A 15985-nucleotide genomic window follows, 5' to 3' on the forward strand; every position below is an offset into this window, starting at 1 on the left:
GCCGGATATAGAGACGCAGCCCATCCTGTCTGTCAGAAACGCAAGAAAGCTGTTGCAAACGGGACGCGTTCATATAGACGCAATGGCAATGCCTCGCAATCTGCCCGGTCAGGCCGCACAGGTCGAAGCGGACCGGGAGATCCTGCGCCTGGAGGGAATTCGCAAGCGCTTCCCGGGCGTCCTCGCGCTCGACGGGATTCGTCTTGACCTGCGCCGCGGCGAGGTGCATGCGGTCTGCGGCGAAAACGGCGCAGGCAAATCCACGCTGATGAAGATCATCAGCGGCCAGTACCTGCCCGACGAGGGCGTCGTGCATTATTGCGGCGCTCCGGTGCGGTTTCGTTCGGCATCCGAAGCGCAGGCGGCCGGCATCGCGATCATCCATCAGGAACTCAATCTCGTGCCGCACCTGAGCGTGGCGGAGAACCTGTATCTCGCGCGGGAGCCGCGACGCGGGCCGTTCGTCGACACGAAGCGCCTCAATGCGGATGCCGCGCGCTGCGTCGCGCGGATCGGCCTGAACGTCGCGCCGACGACCAAGGTCGGCGTGCTGTCCATCGCGCAGCAGCAGATGGTCGAAATCGCGAAGGCGCTGTCGCACGACGCGCGCGTGCTGATCATGGACGAGCCCACGTCGTCGCTGACGGAATCGGAAACCGTGCAGCTCTTTCGCATCATCGAGGAGCTGCGCGCCGACGGCGTCGCGATTCTATACATCTCGCACCGGCTCGACGAAATGGCGCAGATCGTCGATCGCGTGACCGTGCTGCGCGACGGGCGCCACATCTCGACGGACGATTTCGCCGACGTGAGCATCGACGACATCGTCGCGCGCATGGTCGGGCGCACGCTCGACGACGCGTTTCCGCCGCGGCAATCGACGCCGTCCGACGACGTGCTGCTCGACGTGCGGGAGCTGCGCCGCGACGGCGTGTTCGGGCCGGTGTCGTTCTCGCTGCGCCGCGGCGAGATCCTGGGCTTCGCCGGGCTGATGGGCGCCGGGCGCACCGAAGTCGCGCGAGCGATCTTCGGCGCGGACCGCCCGGACGGCGGCACGATCGAGCTGCATGGCCGGCCGGTGACGATCCGCTCGCCGCGCGAGGCGATCCACCACGGCATCGCGTATCTGTCGGAGGACCGCAAGAAGGAGGGGCTCGCGCTGCCGATGCCCGTCGCGGCGAACCTCACGCTCGCGAACGTGCGCGGCATCGCATCGCGCTTGGGCTTCCTGCGCTTCGACGCCGAGCTCGACGTGGCGCGCCGCTACGTGCAGGACCTCGCGATTCGCACGCCGTCGGTACACCAGTGCGTGCGCAACCTGTCCGGCGGCAACCAGCAGAAGGTCGTCATCGGCAAATGGCTCTACCGGGGCTCGAAGATCCTGTTCTTCGACGAGCCGACGCGCGGCATCGACGTCGGCGCGAAATTCGCGATCTACGGATTGATGGACCGGCTCGCCGCCGACGGCGTCGGCGTGGTGCTGATCAGTTCGGAACTGCCGGAACTGCTCGGCATGACCGACCGGATCGGCGTCTTTCACGAAGGTCGATTGACCGCATTTCTCGACACGAAACACACCAGTCAGGAGGAGATCATGCACTATGCGTCGGGGCGTTCCCATGCTTGAAATGACATCCGGGCGGAGTCTGGCCGACGAGCGGGCGGCGCGACAGCGGCGGCGCGATCTGATCCAGAAGTTCGCCGCGCTGGGCAGTCTGGTCGTGCTCGTGTTCGCGTTTTCGGTATCGAGCGCGGCGTTCTTCTCGGTCGACAACGTGATGACCGTCGGCCTGCAGGTGACCTCCATCGCCTACCTGGGCGTGGCCGCGACCTGCGTGATCATCACGGGGGGCATCGACCTGTCGGTCGGTTCGGTGCTCGCGCTGGCCGGCGTCTGCGCCGCGCTGCTGGTCAAGGCTGGCGTGCCGGTGCCCGCGGCCATGGCGGCCGGGGTCCTGGTCGGCGCGCTGTGCGGGTTCGTCAACGGCATCTGCGTGACGCGCATGGGCCTGCCGCCGTTCATCGCGACGCTCGGCATGATGCTCGTCGCGCGGGGCATCGCGCTCCAGATCACGGGTGCACGGCCGGTATCCGATCTCGGCGACGCGTTCGGCGCGCTGGGCAACGGCGCGCTGCTGCGCATCTCGCGCATCGGCGCGGACGGGTTCCCCGACACGACATTTCCCGGCATTCCGTATCCGGTCGTGATCATGGTCGTGCTGTTCGTGGTGGTGTCCGTGCTGCTGTCGAGAACGTTGCTCGGCCGCCATATCTACGCGGTCGGCTCGAACGCGGAAGCCGCGCGGCTGTCGGGCGTGAACGTACAGGGCGTGAAGCTCTTCACCTACGTGCTGTCCGGCGCGCTCGCGGGCGTGACCGGTTGCGTGCTGATGTCGCGGCTCGTCACCGGGCAGCCGAACGAGGGCGTCATGTATGAGCTGGACGCCATCGCCAGCTCGGTCATCGGCGGCACGTCGCTGATGGGCGGCGTCGGGACTATTTCCGGCACGGCGATCGGCGCGTTCGTGATCGGCGTGCTGCGCAACGGCCTGAACATGAACGGCGTATCGAGCTTCATCCAGCAGATCATCATCGGCATCGTGATCCTGGGCACGGTCTGGATCGACCAGTTGCGCAATCGCCGGCCCTGACCGGCAGCAAGCAGTCCCTACCAACGAGAAGCGGAGCGAGACATGAACAAATCCATCCTGCTGGCGGCATCGGCGTGCCTGTACGCGGCGTGCAACAGCGGCGCGTATGCAGCGGGCGGCGAGATCGCCGTGATCGTCAAGACGGTCAATTCGAACTACTGGCAGAACGTGCAGAAAGGCGCGAAGGCGGCGCTCGACGGGGCCAAGGGCTACACGATGACGTTCCAGGGCCCCGCGGCCGAATCCGACATCAGCGGGCAGGTCAACATGGTCGACAACGCGGTCACGCGTCATGTGGCTGGCATCGTGCTCGCGCCGTCCGATCCCGATGCGCTCGTGCCCGCGATCAAGAAGGCGTGGGAAGCGCACATTCCCGTCGTGCTGATCGATTCGGCGATCTCGGACGCCGGCAAGCCGTATTACCAGTCGTTCCTGTCGACCGACAACGAGAAGGCGGGTGCGCTTTGCGCCAAGGCGCTGATCGACCGTGTCGGGCAGTCCGGCAAGATCGCGATCATGTCGTACGTGCCGGGCGCGGGGTCGGAGGTCAGCCGTGTCGGCGGGTTCCGCAAGTACATCGCGAGCCATTCGAAGCTGCAGATCGTCGGGCCGTACTACTCGCAATCACAAATGGCGACCGCGCTGAACCAGACGACCGACGTGCTGTCGGCGAACCCCGACCTGAAGGGCATCTTCGGCGCGAACGAGCCGACCGCGGTCGGGATGGGCCGTGCGCTGAAGCAGTCGGGCAAGGCAGGCAAGGTGGTAGCGGTCGGGTTCGACGGCAACGAAGACCTGCAGGGCTTCGTGCGCGACGGTACGGTGCAGGCGATCGCCGTGCAGGGTTCGTGGCAAATGGGGAACCAGGGCGTGCGCACGGCGCTCGAGGTCGTCGAACGCAAGTCGGCGCCGAAGCTGATCGACACCGGCGTCGTGATGGTCGACAAGCAGAATCTCGATTCGGAAGCGGCCAGGAACGTGCTGTACTGACCGGCCGCGCAAGTCGCCCGCGCGCGGGCGGCGATCGCCGGTCGTACCTTCCTTTCCGCATCCAGTCGCCATTCATGAACGCAAACGATACACGCGCATTGCCGCGCGGCGGACTGACGGTGTCCGCGCTCGGCCTCGGCTGCTCGCAGCTCGGCGGCCTTTATCGTCCGATGTCCGCCGCCGATGCCGACGCGCTCGTCGACGCCGCCTGGGCTGCCGGCCTGCGCTACTTCGACACTGCGCCGTACTACGGCTACACGCTGTCCGAGCGGCGCGTGGGCGCGGGGCTCGCCCCGCGCGAGCGCGGCGCGTTCACGCTCAGCACGAAGGTCGGGCGGTTGATGCGCGCCGACGCGAGCGTGCGCCCGGGCGACGACGGCTGGGCCGAGCCGCTGCCGTTCCGCCCGGTCTACGACTACAGCTACGACGGCATCATGCGGTCGCACGACGACAGCCGGCAGCGGCTCGGGCTCGCGCGAATCGACATCCTGTACGTGCACGACATCGGCGCGATGACGCACGGCGATCGCCACGCGCACTATTGGGAACAGCTGACCCGCGGCGGCGGCTTTCGCGCACTGGATGCGCTGCGTGCGGGCGGCGAGATTGGTGCGTTCGGTCTCGGCGTGAACGAATGGCAAGTGGCAGCCGATGCACTGAACGAAGCGGCGCTCGATGCCGTGCTGCTGGCCGGCCGCTACACGCTGCTCGAACAGACGGCGCTCGAACCGCTGCTCGACGCGTGCGTCCGTGCGCAGACGGGCATCGTGATCGGCGGCGTGTTCAACTCCGGCGTGCTCGCCGGCAACGGCAAGTTCAACTATTCGGACGCGAGTGCCGACGTGATCGACAAGGCGACGCGGCTCGGCGCGCTGTGCGCGCGCTTCGACGTGCCGCTTCCCGCCGCCGCGTTGCAGTTCCCGTTCGGCCATCCGGCGGTGGTGTCGTGTGTGATCGGCGCGCGCAGCGTGGCCCAGCTGAAACAGAACATCGAATGGTTCGGGCGTCCGGTGCCGGCCGAGCTGTGGGATGGGCTGCGCGATGAAGGTCTGATCGCGGCGCATGCGCCCGTTCCCGGAGCGCACGCATGACGGCACGCATCGACGCTCATCAGCATTACTGGCGGATCGGCGCGCGAGCCGGCTGCTGGCCGCCGGCCGAACTCGATGCGATTCACCGTGACTTCGGCCCCGCCGATCTGACGCCGCTGCTCGACGCGGCACGCATCGACGGCACCATACTCGTGCAATCGCTGCCGAGCGAAGCCGATACGCGCTTCCTGCTCGATCTCGCGGACGCAACACCGACAGCCTGCGCCGTGGTCGGCTGGGTCGACTTGAAGGCCGACGATGCGCCGGCACGAATCGCGGCGTTTGCGTCCGCGCCGAAGGCGCGCGGGTTGCGGCCGATGCTGCAGGATCTGTCCGACGACGCGTGGATCGACGATCCGCTGCTGGATCGCGCGGTCGCCGCGATGCTCGAGCATGCGCTGCGTTTCGATGCGCTGGTGATGCCGCGCCATCTCGATCCGCTGTATGCGTTCGCGCGACGCCATCCGGATCTGCCGATCGTGATCGATCACGGCGCGAAGCCGTTCATCGAGCGCGGCGAGCTGCAGCCGTGGCTAGCGGCGATGCGCCGGCTCGCGAGCCTGCCGAACCTTCACTGCAAGCTGTCCGGCTTGTGGACCGAGGCCGGGCTGTCGGCCGGCGCGGACACCGTGCGCATGCGCACGCGGCCTTATGTTCGTGCACTGGCCGAGCTGTTCGGCCCGACGCGATTGATGTGGGGTAGCGACTGGCCCGTGCTGCGTGTTGCGTCGGCCTGCGGCGGCTACGTCGAATGGCTCGCCGCGTGCGAGGACGACTGCACGCAGTTCCTCGGCTCCGCGGCGCTTGCCGACGTCTTCGGCGGCAACGCACGCCGCTTCTACCGGATCGACGCCGCGCGCAACGACGAATGACCCGATCGAAAGGAATCCGACATGCTCAGCGTGATTTGCGAATCCCCCGGCGTGCTGCGCGTGCAGCAGCGCGACGTGCCCGTGCGCGGCAGCGGCGAAGTATTGTTGCGCGTCCAACGCGTCGGCATCTGCGGCACCGACCTGCACATCTTCACCGGCAACCAGCCATATCTCGACTATCCGCGCGTGATGGGTCATGAACTGTCCGCCGTCGTGGTCGAGGCGGAGCCCGGGTCGGGGCTCGGCGCCGGAGACGCGGTGTACGTGATGCCGTATCTGTCGTGCGGACACTGCGTGGCATGCCGCCACGGCAACACGAACTGCTGCGTGAACATCAAGGTGCTCGGCGTGCATCGCGACGGCGCGCTGGCCGAATACCTCAGCGTGCCTGCGCGGTTCGTGTACAAGGCCGACGGCATTTCGCTCGACCAGGCGGCGATGCTGGAATTCCTCGCGATCGGCGCGCACGCGGCGCGGCGCGCGGACGTCCGTGCCGGGCAGCGGGCGCTGGTCGTCGGCGCCGGGCCGATCGGCATGGCCACGATGATCTTCGCGAAGCTGCGCGGCGCCGACGTCACATGCCTCGACACGCGGGCCGACCGTCTGGCGTTTTGCCGGCAGCATCTCGCTGTCGATGCGGCGGTGGAGGCGGGGGCGGACGACGCGGCGCGCCTCGCGTCGTTGACGAACGGCGAGTATTTCGATGCGGTGTTCGACGCGACGGGCAACCTCGATGCAATGAATCGCGGTTTCGAATTCGTCGCGCACGGCGGCAAATACACGTTGATCTCGATCGTGCGCGGGCACGTCGCGTTTTCGGATCCCGAATTCCACAAGCGGGAAACCACGTTGCTCGCGAGCCGCAATGCCACGGCCGAGGATTTCGCGACGGTGCTCGACGCCATGCGCGCCGGGCGCATTCCCGACCGCGCGCTGAACACGCACCGGATGCGGCTCGAGGACGTGCCGGACGCGTTTCCACGTCTGCTGGAGGCGGGGCAGACCGTCGTGAAAGCGCTCGTCGAATGTTGAGCCCTCGAGTTCGGCGCGCCGCGCGCAGCCGATCGCCTGCCGGTGCGGATTCGAGGGCGCGATGGTGGCGTTGCCGGCGATGAAATCGTCGAATGTCGCGCCGTGCATCGCGCGCGGGGCATGCGGGCCGACTCGGCCGAGATTCGCCGCGTCGCGATCGAATCGGCGCGCGTCATCGTGTCGAAGACCGACGAAGTCGCTTGGCGCGGTGTCGAAGGCCGGCCGTTCGATGCTTGGTGAGGTCTACGAGCATTCCGAATCGATTCGGTCGTGCAATTTTCACGATTCCGGGCGCAACGGAGCTTTTCCGTCCGATTCGTGATGTAGAACAATTTCATCCGTCGCTGGAAAGGATGGGATAACTATAGGAATTTCCAGTTCCTCCAGCGTGCCGGTTTCCAGTCGGGCGAATCGTTATGAGGCGACTGCCGTATCGTTGCGCAAGCAACCAGCGTGACGAGAAGCAGCGTCGGGCATCCGCGCGAGCGAATGCCAGAAACCTTGGCGTCCGTTACTGCGCCGCGCCCTCGGCATCCGCCGTCTCGCCGAGGAACCCGCCGCTCTGGTGCGCCCACAGCGCCGCATAGATGCCACCTGCCTGCAGTAATTCGGCGTGCGTGCCTTCCTCGACGATGCGCCCTTCGTCGAGCACGATCAGCCGGTCCATCGCCGCGATCGTCGACAGTCGGTGCGCGATCGCGATCACCGTCTTGCCGCTCATCAGGCTGTCGAGGCTGCGCTGGATCGCCACTTCGACCTCGGAGTCGAGCGCACTGGTCGCCTCGTCGAGCACGAGGATCGGCGCGTCCTTGAGCATCACGCGCGCGATCGCGACGCGCTGCCGCTGGCCGCCCGACAGCTTCACGCCGCGCTCGCCGACCTCGACGTCGTAGCCGCTGCGCCCGTGCCGGTCGCGCAGCCGGTCGATGAAGTCGGACGCTTCCGCGCGCACGGCCGCATCGTGCATCTCGCGCTCGGTCGCGTCGGGGCGGCCGTACAGGATGTTTTCGCGCATTGTCCGGTGCAGCAGCGACGTATCCTGCGTGACCATCCCGATCGCGGCGCGCAGGCTGTCCTGCGTCACGTGCGCGATGTCCTGCCCGTCGATCCGGACCGCGCCGCCGTCGACGTCGTAGAAGCGCAGCAGCAGGTTCACGAGCGTCGACTTGCCGGCGCCCGAGCGGCCGATCAGGCCGATCCGCTCGCCCGGCCGGATCGTCAGGTTCAGCCCGTCGAACACCGGCGTGTCGTTGTCCTCGTGCGCGAAACGCACGTTGTCGAACACGATGCCGCCGCGTTGCACGGCGAGCGCGTTCGCGTCGGGCGCGTCAGTCACGCTGCGCACCTTCGTCAGCGTGTTGATGCCGTCCTGGATCGTGCCGACGTTCTCGAACAGCTCGGTCATCTCCCACATGATCCAGTGCGAATAACTCGACAGGCGCAACGCCATCGCGATCACGGCTGCGACCACGCCCGCGCTCGCCTCGCCGTGCATCCACAGGTAGAGCGCGAGGCCGGTCGAGCCGACCAGCAGCAGCGTCGACAGCAGGTGGTTGACGATCTCGAACGCGCTGACGAGCCGCATCTGCGCATCGCCGGTCGCCTTGAACGCCTCCATCGCGCGCCGTGCGTGATCGGCTTCCCGGCGCGTGTGCGAGAACAACTTCACGGTCGTGATGTTCGAATAGGCGTCGGTGATGCGGCCCGTCATCAGCGCGCGGGCGTCCGCCTGCTGGCTGCCGACGCGCCCCAGGCGCGGCACGAAGAACGCACAGGCGGCCCCGTAGCCGAGCGCCCACAGCACGAGCGGAATCATCAGCCGCCAATCGAAGCTGGCCGCCAGCGCGAGAATGCCGATCAGGTACGCGGCGACGCCGATCACGACGTCGACCGACATGAACAGCGCGTCGCGCACCGCGAGCGCGGTCTGCATGATCTTGGTCGTCACGCGGCCCGCGAACTCGTTCGCGTAGAACGACAGGCTCTGGTCGAGCATCAGCCGGTGAAACAGCCAGCGCAGCCGCATCGGGAAGTTGATCGCGAGCACCTGGTGCTTGACCATCGTATGCAGCCCGATCAGCAGCGCGCTGCCCGCGAGGATCGCCGCGAAGCCGGCAAGCGTGCCGAAATGGCGGCCGCCGAAGTCGGCCGGCGTCGCCGACGACAGCCAGTCGACCACGCGCCCCATCATCGCGAACAGCGCGGCCTCATACGCGGCGAGCGCGGCCGATGTCAGCGCGATCAGCAGGATCCAGCTGCGCGCGCCCTTCGTGCACGCCCAGACGAACGTGAAGAATCCCTTCGGCGGCGTGACGGGATCCTCGAGCGGGAATGTCGGCAAACGCCGTTCAAACCACGAAAACATTGATCTTTCTCCTTGTGCGATCCGATCAGATGCTCGGATGGCGATCGCGTTGCGGTCGCGTCGCCCGGCTGCGAGTGTCGCATTGATCCGTTTGGGCTGCAGGCCGGTTGTAAGCGGTGGCGACACCTGGGGTTGCCCGAGCTGTCATCGCGCGCCATAAAAATATCTTGACTATCTACCTACTAGTAGATAAAGTTCGATCCATGGAAATGAAACCGACCGTCCGCGAACAGATTCTCCACCACGCGATCACGCTGATGATGCTGCGCGGTTACAACGGCTTCAGCTATCGAGACCTGTCCGACCTGGTGGGCGTGAAGACGTCGAGCATCCACTACTACTTCCCGTCGAAGGACGACCTCGTGCTGGAAGCCGTAGCGGCTTACAGCGACGACGTCCTCGCGGCCATGCGGGCGATCGATCCGGCGTTGCCGGCGGACGTGAAGCTGAGCCTGTACACGAAGCTGTTCGGCCGAACGCTCGGCGACGGCAACCAGATCTGCCTGTGCGGAATGCTGGCGGCCGATATCGAATCGTTGCCGGAGAACGTGCGGCAGGCCGTGCAGGGGTTCTTCAAGGCCAACGAGAACTGGCTCGCCGAATTGCTGGCGCAGGGCGCGAAGGAAGGCACGCTGCAGTTCAGCGGCAAGCCCGAAACGGCCGCGCGCACGTTGTACGCGGCGTTCCAGGGCAGCGTGCTGGCGAGTCGGCTGTTTCACACGCGGGCGCGTCTCGAGGATGTCGAGGCCGTCTGGAAAACCCGCTCCTGAGGGGCGCGGCAGGCGGTCAGGCGGTTCGCCGCCTTTTGTTGGGATTCACCCTCTATCTGAGAGTAGATAGATGACTGGAGCGGATGGATTTGACCACCGCGTTTTTTTGGGGATGTTTATCTATCTATGAGTAGATAAACAAGCGTGACGGCCACGGCAAATCCGTCAGTGCGCGATCCCCGATTGGAAAGCTGTTTCACTCACTCATCGTTGAAAAGGAGTCTGTCATGTCGATCGAAAAAGTGCTGTACCGCGCTCATGCAAAAGCCACGGGTGGCCGTGACGGCCGTGCCACGGTGCCCGAAAGCGGTCTCGAACTGAAGCTGACCACGCCGCGCGAACTCGGCGGCGCGGGCGGTGCCGGCGCGAACCCCGAGCAACTGTTCGCGGCCGGCTACAGCGCGTGCTTCATCGGCGCGATGAAGTTCGTCGCGGCCCGCGACAAGATCGCGATCCCTGCGGACGCCGCGATCGAAGGCAGCGTCGGCATCGGCGCGATCCCGAACGGCTTCGGCATCGAAGTCGAACTGAAGATTTCGCTGCCGGGCCTCGACCGCGATATCGCGCAAACGCTGATCGACCGCGCGCACATCGTCTGCCCGTACTCGAACGCGACGCGCGGCAACATCGACGTCACGCTGACGCTCGTCTGATCGCACGCACCGCAGCCATTCATCGCCATTCAACGTTCAAGCCAAGGAGTTGCATCATGAAGATCGTCAAGCCGCTGTTGGTCGCTGCCGCCGTTGCAGCCGCGTTGTCCACCGCGTCCGCCGCATTTGCCGCCGGTGCCGAAGCCGTTCGGCCCGATGCGGCGACGAGCGGGTTCCTCGCCGCGCTGAACGGTCAGAAGGGTCCCGGCCTCGAAACGCTGAGCCCCGCGAAGGCGCGCCAGGTGCTGGTCGACGCGCAGAACGGTGCGAAGGTCGATTTGTCCGGTATCGAGGTGTCGAACCGCACGATCGAACAGGACGGCTTGTCGGTGCCGGTCACGATCGTCCGCCCGCAGGGCGCGACGGGAACGTTGCCGGTGTTCATGTTCTTCCACGGAGGCGGCTGGATTCTCGGCGACTTCCCGACGCATGAACGTCTCGTGCGCGATCTCGTCGTGCAGTCGGGTGCCGTCGCGGTGTTCGTGAACTACACGCCGTCGCCGGAAGCGCATTACCCGGTCGCGATCAACCAGGCCTATGCGGCGACGAAGTGGGTCGCCGCGCATGGTGCGGAAATCGGTGTCGACGGCAGCCGCCTCGCGGTGGTCGGCAACAGCGTCGGCGGGAACATGGCGGCGGTCGTGGCGCTGATGGCGAAGGACAAGGGCGGCCCCGCGATTCGCTTCCAGGGCCTCTTGTGGCCGGTCACGGACCACAACTTCAACACGGGCTCGTACAACGCATTTCAGCAGGGGCACTTCCTGACACGGCCGATGATGAAGTGGTTCTGGGACGCCTATACGAAGAACGAAGCGCAACGCAACGAGATCTACGCGTCGCCGCTGCGTGCTACCACCGCGCAGTTGAAGGGATTGCCGCCCGCGCTGATCCAGGTCGCGCAGTTCGACGTGTTGCGCGACGAAGGCGAAGCGTACGGCCGCAAGCTCGACGCGGCAGGCGTCGATGCAACGACCACGCGTTATGACGGCACGATTCATGATTTCGGTCTGTTGAACGCGCTGGCCGAGGACGCGCCGACGAAGGCCGCGATGAAGGCGATGGCGAACGAAATCGCGACGCGGCTGAAGTAAGTCTGCGGGTCGCATTCGAACGCGCTCGAAGGCGAACGACGAAGCGGCGGGCTTGTGCCCGCCGTTTTGCATGCGAACGACAGGCGTGACGAAACGCGACACCGCCCGCCCGGCTCGGCCGCTCGAATCGCGATCGTGCGATGGCACGTTCGCGACCGGCTGCCGCCATTGTTGGTACGATCGCGCGTATCGTCCACGCCGGCGTCGCATGCCGCCGGCCCATCGGCCGCCGGCTGCACGGTAGCGCGGCCACGTTCGGGAGAAGCGGTTCATGCTGCAGGCGTTCGCGGTCTTGCTGACCTTCCAGTGTCTCGGGGAAGGGGTGTCCTATCTGTTCGGCCTGCCGGTGCCGGGCCCCGTGATCGGCATGCTGCTGCTGTTCGGCTTCGTGATGCTGCGCCCGCAGGTGGCCGACGCGATCGAACCGACCGCGCTCGAGCTGCTGCGCCATCTGTCGCTGCTGTTCGTGCCGGCCGGCGTCGGCATCATGGTGTCGGCCGACCGCGTGCGCGGCGATGCGGTTGCGGTTGTCGTCGCGCTCGCGGTGAGCACGTCGCTCGCGATCGCCGTGACCGCGCTCGTCACGCGCGCGTTGCTGCGCCGCCAGCGGCGCGCGGATGGCACGGCGGAGGGCACGCAATGACGGCTTTCCCGAAACTCGGCGCGATCTGGGTCTATCTCGCCGCGACCCCGCTGCTCGGCCTGACGATCACGCTGATCGCGTACCTGATCGCACAGGCCGTCTATGCACGCGCGCGCTTCAACCCGCTCGCGAACCCGGTGCTGATCGCGGTCGCGCTGATCGTCGTGCTGCTGACGATCACGCACACGCCGTATCCGACGTATTTCGAGGGGGCGCAGTTCGTTCACTTCCTGCTCGGCCCGGCAACCGTCGCGCTCGCGCTGCCGCTGTATCGCCAGTGGTCGAAGCTGCGGCGTACCGCGGTGCCGCTGCTCGTCGGGCTGCTGGCGGGTTCGCTGACCGCGATCGTATCGGCGGTCGGCATCGCTGCGCTGTTCGGCGCGTCGCACCAGACGATCGCGTCGCTCGCGCCGAAATCCGCGACCACGCCGATCGCGATGGCCGTCGCGCAGGAGATCGGCGGGATTCCGTCGCTGACCGCCGTGCTGGTGATCTCGACGGGAATCTTCGGCGCCGTGTGCGCACGCGGGATCCTGAACGCGCTGCGCATCGAGGAGCCGGCCGTGCGCGGTTTCGCGCTCGGCGTCGCATCGCACGGGATCGGCACCGCGCGCGCGTTCCAGGTCAGCGAGGAGGCCGGCGCGTTCGCCGGGCTCGGCATGGGGCTGAACGGCGTGCTGACCGCATTCATCGTGCCGATCCTGCTGCCGGTGCTGTCGCGCTGGATCTGAGCGGTGCCGAGCGTCGGCGGCGCGCGATGCTATCGGTTTCCCTGATGGCCGCGTGCGCCGCGCCGGCTGGCCGGGCGCCCGCTGCGCACGTATCGTTGCCGTTATCGGGAGAATTCAGGAACCGGCACGGACATTTGCACAGCGATCGGCTAACGTTGCATCGGCGCCGTCGTCGCACGCCGACGTCCGTCGCGTGCGTACCGGTGTTCGACCCACAACCAACAATCGACAAGGAGATCCGGCCATGACGAAGTCTCGCGTGGTTTCGGTGGCAGTGGCAGTAACGGCGTCGTTCGGTCTGCTGTTGACCGCCGCGCCGGCGGCATACGCGCAGGATCCGGCGTCCGCACCGACGCAGAAGCAGCTCGACAAGGCGCAGAAGAAGGCCGCCCGCAAGGCGGCACGCGCGCGCCACGCGAAGGACCTGAAGGCGATCGGCACGGGCAGCGGCTACCGGCTGACCAACGACCAGAGCAACTATCCGCAGAACGCGGTGGAAAAGGCGCCCGCGACGAAGGCGGCACCGGCACCTGCTCCGGCCGCGCCGGCATCGGGCCAGTAACGGCCGGCGTTCGCGCAACGAAAAACGGCGCCGGGTCGACCGGCGCCGTTCGTTCGCGTGCGTCCCGCGCAGGCGGCACGCGCCGCGGTCCCGGGCTTCCCGGGACGCACGGCAACCCGTCAACCCGCGTTACGACGCGAGCTTGGCGGCCAGTTCCGCGACGTGCTTGCCCTGGTAGCGCGCGATGTCGAGCTCGTTCGCGCTCGGCTGACGGCTGCCATCCGCGCCCGCGAGCGTGGTCGCGCCGTACGGCGTGCCGCCCGTGATCTCGTTCATGTTGACGAGCCCGCTGCATGCGTACGGCACGCCGACGATCACCATCCCGTGGTGCAGCAGCGTCGTGTGGAACGACGTGATGGTCGTTTCCTGGCCGCCGTGCTGCGTGCCGGTCGACGCGAACACGCTGCCGATCTTGCCGACGAGCGCGCCCTTCATCCACAGGCCGCCGGTCTGGTCGAGGAACGTGCGCATCTGGCCGGCCATGTTGCCGAAGCGGGTCGGCGTGCCGAAGATGATCGCGTCGTAGTTCGCGAGCTCGTCCACCGTCGCGACGGGCGCGGCCTGGTCGACCTTGACGCCGATGGCCTGCGCCTGGTCGGCGGGGATGGTTTCCGGCACGCGCTTGAGCGTGACCTCGACGCCGGGCACCGATTTCGCGCCTTCCGCGACGTGCTGCGCCATCGTTTCGACGTGCCCGTAGGACGAGTAGTAAAGAACGAGTACCTTGGCCATGTTGCGAATCTCCGATTAAGAAGGCCCCGCAGTCAGCGGGGCCTGGTTTTCCGAACGGGCGTCATGCCCACTCGGCCGTCACTTCGACCGGGCGCAGGTCGAATACCAGCACCTCGGCATCCTTGCCGTCGGCGAACGTCAGCGCCTGTTCGCCGCGGATGCGCGCGCCGTCGCCTTCGCCGAGCGTCACGCCGTTGACCGTCACGCTGCCGCGTGCAACGTGCACATAGGCGAAGCGGTCCGCTGCCAGTTCGAGCGTGGCGCGCTCGTCGCCGTCGAACAGGCCCGCGTAGATCCGCGTGTCCTGGCGGATCGTCAGCGAACCGCCGTTACCGTCGGGCGATACGATCGGCGTGAGCTTGCCGCGCTTGTCGGCCGCCGCGACATTCGTCTGCTGATAGCGCGGCTCGGCACCCTTCTCGGACGGCCCGACCCAGATCTGCAGGAAGTGGACGGGCGTCTCGTGCGAGTGATTGAACTCGCTGTGACGCACGCCGGTCCCCGCGCTCATCAACTGGACGTCGCCCGGCACGATCACCGACCCGGTGCCCATCGAATCCTTGTGTTCCAGCGCGCCGTCGAGCACGTACGACAGGATTTCCATGTCGCGGTGCGGGTGCGTGCCGAAGCCGCGGCCCGGCGCGACGCGGTCGTCGTTGATCACCAGCAGGTCGGAGAAGCCGACTTGCTTCGGATCGTAGTAATTCGCGAAAGAAAACGTGTGACGGGAGCTGAGCCAGCCATGCTCGGCACGGCCACGTTGGTTTGCTGCACGAGTCTCGATCATGATTTTTTCCTGGATGTCCGCCGGACCTCGGAAGTGGGCCCGGCCGTTCGTTGAGGTGAATCTTAGGTCAATCGATTTGACAAATAAATGGCTGTATAGATAATGACTGTCACTTCGGAGTGGACAATATGGAACTCAACGATCTGAGGATCTTCGTCGCGACCGTCGACGCGGGCAGCTTCACGGCGGCGGCCGATCAACTGATGCTGTCCAAGCAGTTCGTGAGCCGGCGCACGATGGCGCTGGAGGCGTCGCTCGGCGTGCGTCTCCTGCATCGCAACACGCGCAATCTCGCGGTTACGGAATCGGGGCAGGAGTTCTATGCGCGTGCGCAGCGGATCCTCGCGGAGGTTGCCGACGCCGAGCAGGCGATGTCGGTGCGCAGCACCGAGCTGCACGGCTCGCTGAAGATCAGCGCACCGCTGTCGTTCGGGATCACGCACGTGTCGCCGCTGATCGCCGAATTCCTGTCCGCGCATCCGGCCGTGCGGTTGAACCTCGACCTGACCGACCGGCGCGTCGACCTGATCGGCGAGGGTTTCGACCTCGTGCTGCGGATCGGCGCGCTCGAGGATTCCACGCTGATCGCGCGAGCGCTGGGTGCATGGAAGATGATCGCGTGCGCGAGCCCCGCTTACCTGAAGCGGCAGGGCACGCCCGGGACGCCGGCCGATCTCGCCGGGCATACGTGCCTGATGTACGGCCGCGAGCGGCGCGTCGGCTGGGAATTCCGGATCGACGGCGTGGCGCGCACGTTCGACGTGCAGGGGCCGCTCGTCGCGAACAACGGCGAAGTCGTGCGCGACGCGGCGATCGCCGGGCTCGGCATCGCACTGCTGCCGCATTTCATCGTCGGCGCGGCGCTCGACAGCGGTGCGCTCGTGCCGGTGCTCGACGCGTACGCGCCGTCGCCGATCACGCTGAACGCGGTGTTCCCGCAGCATCGGGAAGGGTTCGTCACGCTGCGCACGTTCATCGGGTTTCTGGCGGAACGGCTGGGCATGCGCGGATAGCC

The 15985-nt window shown here is 66.9% G+C and carries 16 protein-coding genes; 13 read left to right on the forward strand and 3 right to left on the reverse strand.

The features are described from left to right. Nucleotides 1–82: 82 nt before the first annotated feature. The 6 genes from DIE15_RS29430 to DIE15_RS29455 all read left to right on the forward strand — a co-directional run bounded on the left by DIE15_RS29430 (nt 83) and on the right by DIE15_RS29455 (nt 6636). On the forward strand, nt 83–1627 hold the full coding sequence (locus tag DIE15_RS29430; RefSeq protein ID WP_124834983.1) for a sugar ABC transporter ATP-binding protein: 1545 nt from the start codon (nt 83–85) through the stop codon (nt 1625–1627). Next, nucleotides 1620–2651 (forward strand): ABC transporter permease, encoded by a 1032-nt coding sequence (locus tag DIE15_RS29435; RefSeq protein WP_124834984.1) that lies wholly within the window; start codon nt 1620–1622, stop codon nt 2649–2651. Before DIE15_RS29430 ends, DIE15_RS29435 begins: the two co-directional genes overlap by 8 nt. A gap of 42 nt (nt 2652–2693) precedes the next feature. Next, on the forward strand, nt 2694–3641 hold the full coding sequence (locus tag DIE15_RS29440; protein ID WP_124834985.1) for an ABC transporter substrate-binding protein: 948 nt from the start codon (nt 2694–2696) through the stop codon (nt 3639–3641). Between the two features lie 74 nt (nt 3642–3715). Next, nucleotides 3716–4732 carry an aldo/keto reductase gene (locus DIE15_RS29445; protein WP_124834986.1) on the forward strand — a complete coding sequence of 339 codons (1017 nt, stop codon included), beginning with the start codon at nt 3716–3718 and terminating at the stop codon, nt 4730–4732. After that, complete coding sequence (locus tag DIE15_RS29450; protein WP_124834987.1) at nt 4729–5604, forward strand: amidohydrolase; 876 nt, start codon at nt 4729–4731, stop codon at nt 5602–5604. The genes DIE15_RS29445 and DIE15_RS29450 overlap by 4 nt, the downstream gene beginning before the upstream one ends. Before the next feature lie 21 nt (nt 5605–5625). Then, a complete protein-coding gene (locus DIE15_RS29455; protein ID WP_124834988.1) occupies nt 5626–6636 on the forward strand; it encodes a zinc-binding alcohol dehydrogenase family protein in 1011 nt (336 codons plus the stop codon). Between the two features lie 511 nt (nt 6637–7147). On the opposite strand, the gene DIE15_RS29460 is transcribed toward DIE15_RS29455, so the two are convergent. After that, complete coding sequence (locus tag DIE15_RS29460) at nt 7148–9001, reverse strand: ABC transporter ATP-binding protein (RefSeq protein ID WP_124834989.1); 1854 nt, start codon at nt 8999–9001, stop codon at nt 7148–7150. A gap of 203 nt (nt 9002–9204) precedes the next feature. On the opposite strand from DIE15_RS29460, the gene DIE15_RS29465 reads away from it, so the two are divergent. The 6 genes from DIE15_RS29465 to DIE15_RS29490 all read left to right on the forward strand — a co-directional run bounded on the left by DIE15_RS29465 (nt 9205) and on the right by DIE15_RS29490 (nt 13451). After that, nucleotides 9205–9771, forward strand: coding sequence for a TetR/AcrR family transcriptional regulator (locus tag DIE15_RS29465; RefSeq protein ID WP_124834990.1), 567 nt, complete (start codon nt 9205–9207; stop codon nt 9769–9771). Nucleotides 9772–9998: 227 nt separating this feature from the next. Continuing rightward, nucleotides 9999–10424: an organic hydroperoxide resistance protein gene (locus DIE15_RS29470; protein ID WP_057929116.1), complete on the forward strand. Its 426-nt coding sequence runs from the start codon at nt 9999–10001 to the stop codon at nt 10422–10424. A 56-nt stretch (nt 10425–10480) separates the two neighbouring features. Further along, entirely contained in the window at nt 10481–11515 is a 1035-nt protein-coding gene (locus tag DIE15_RS29475; protein WP_124834991.1) for an alpha/beta hydrolase, read from the forward strand. Between the two features lie 271 nt (nt 11516–11786). Then, nucleotides 11787–12158 carry a CidA/LrgA family protein gene (locus tag DIE15_RS29480; RefSeq protein WP_057929114.1) on the forward strand — a complete coding sequence of 124 codons (372 nt, stop codon included), beginning with the start codon at nt 11787–11789 and terminating at the stop codon, nt 12156–12158. Beyond that, complete coding sequence (locus DIE15_RS29485) at nt 12155–12889, forward strand: LrgB family protein (RefSeq protein WP_057929113.1); 735 nt, start codon at nt 12155–12157, stop codon at nt 12887–12889. The genes DIE15_RS29480 and DIE15_RS29485 overlap by 4 nt, the downstream gene beginning before the upstream one ends. Nucleotides 12890–13133: 244 nt before the next feature. Continuing rightward, nucleotides 13134–13451 carry a hypothetical protein gene (locus tag DIE15_RS29490; protein WP_124834992.1) on the forward strand — a complete coding sequence of 106 codons (318 nt, stop codon included), beginning with the start codon at nt 13134–13136 and terminating at the stop codon, nt 13449–13451. Nucleotides 13452–13580: 129 nt separating this feature from the next. Here DIE15_RS29490 and wrbA read toward each other — a convergent pair whose 3' ends face one another. Further along, nucleotides 13581–14183: an NAD(P)H:quinone oxidoreductase gene (gene wrbA, locus DIE15_RS29495; protein ID WP_124834993.1), complete on the reverse strand. Its 603-nt coding sequence runs from the start codon at nt 14181–14183 to the stop codon at nt 13581–13583. A gap of 61 nt (nt 14184–14244) precedes the next feature. Further along, on the reverse strand, nt 14245–14970 hold the full coding sequence (locus DIE15_RS29500) for a pirin family protein (protein WP_057929110.1): 726 nt from the start codon (nt 14968–14970) through the stop codon (nt 14245–14247). Nucleotides 14971–15098: 128 nt separating this feature from the next. Between DIE15_RS29500 and DIE15_RS29505 the strand changes: the two genes are divergently transcribed. After that, on the forward strand, nt 15099–15983 hold the full coding sequence (locus DIE15_RS29505; protein ID WP_057929109.1) for a LysR family transcriptional regulator: 885 nt from the start codon (nt 15099–15101) through the stop codon (nt 15981–15983). The last annotated feature ends 2 nt before the right edge of the window (nt 15984–15985 follow it).

Source organism: Burkholderia sp. Bp9031, from assembly GCF_003857965.1.
GTDB lineage: Bacteria > Pseudomonadota > Gammaproteobacteria > Burkholderiales > Burkholderiaceae > Burkholderia > Burkholderia ambifaria_A.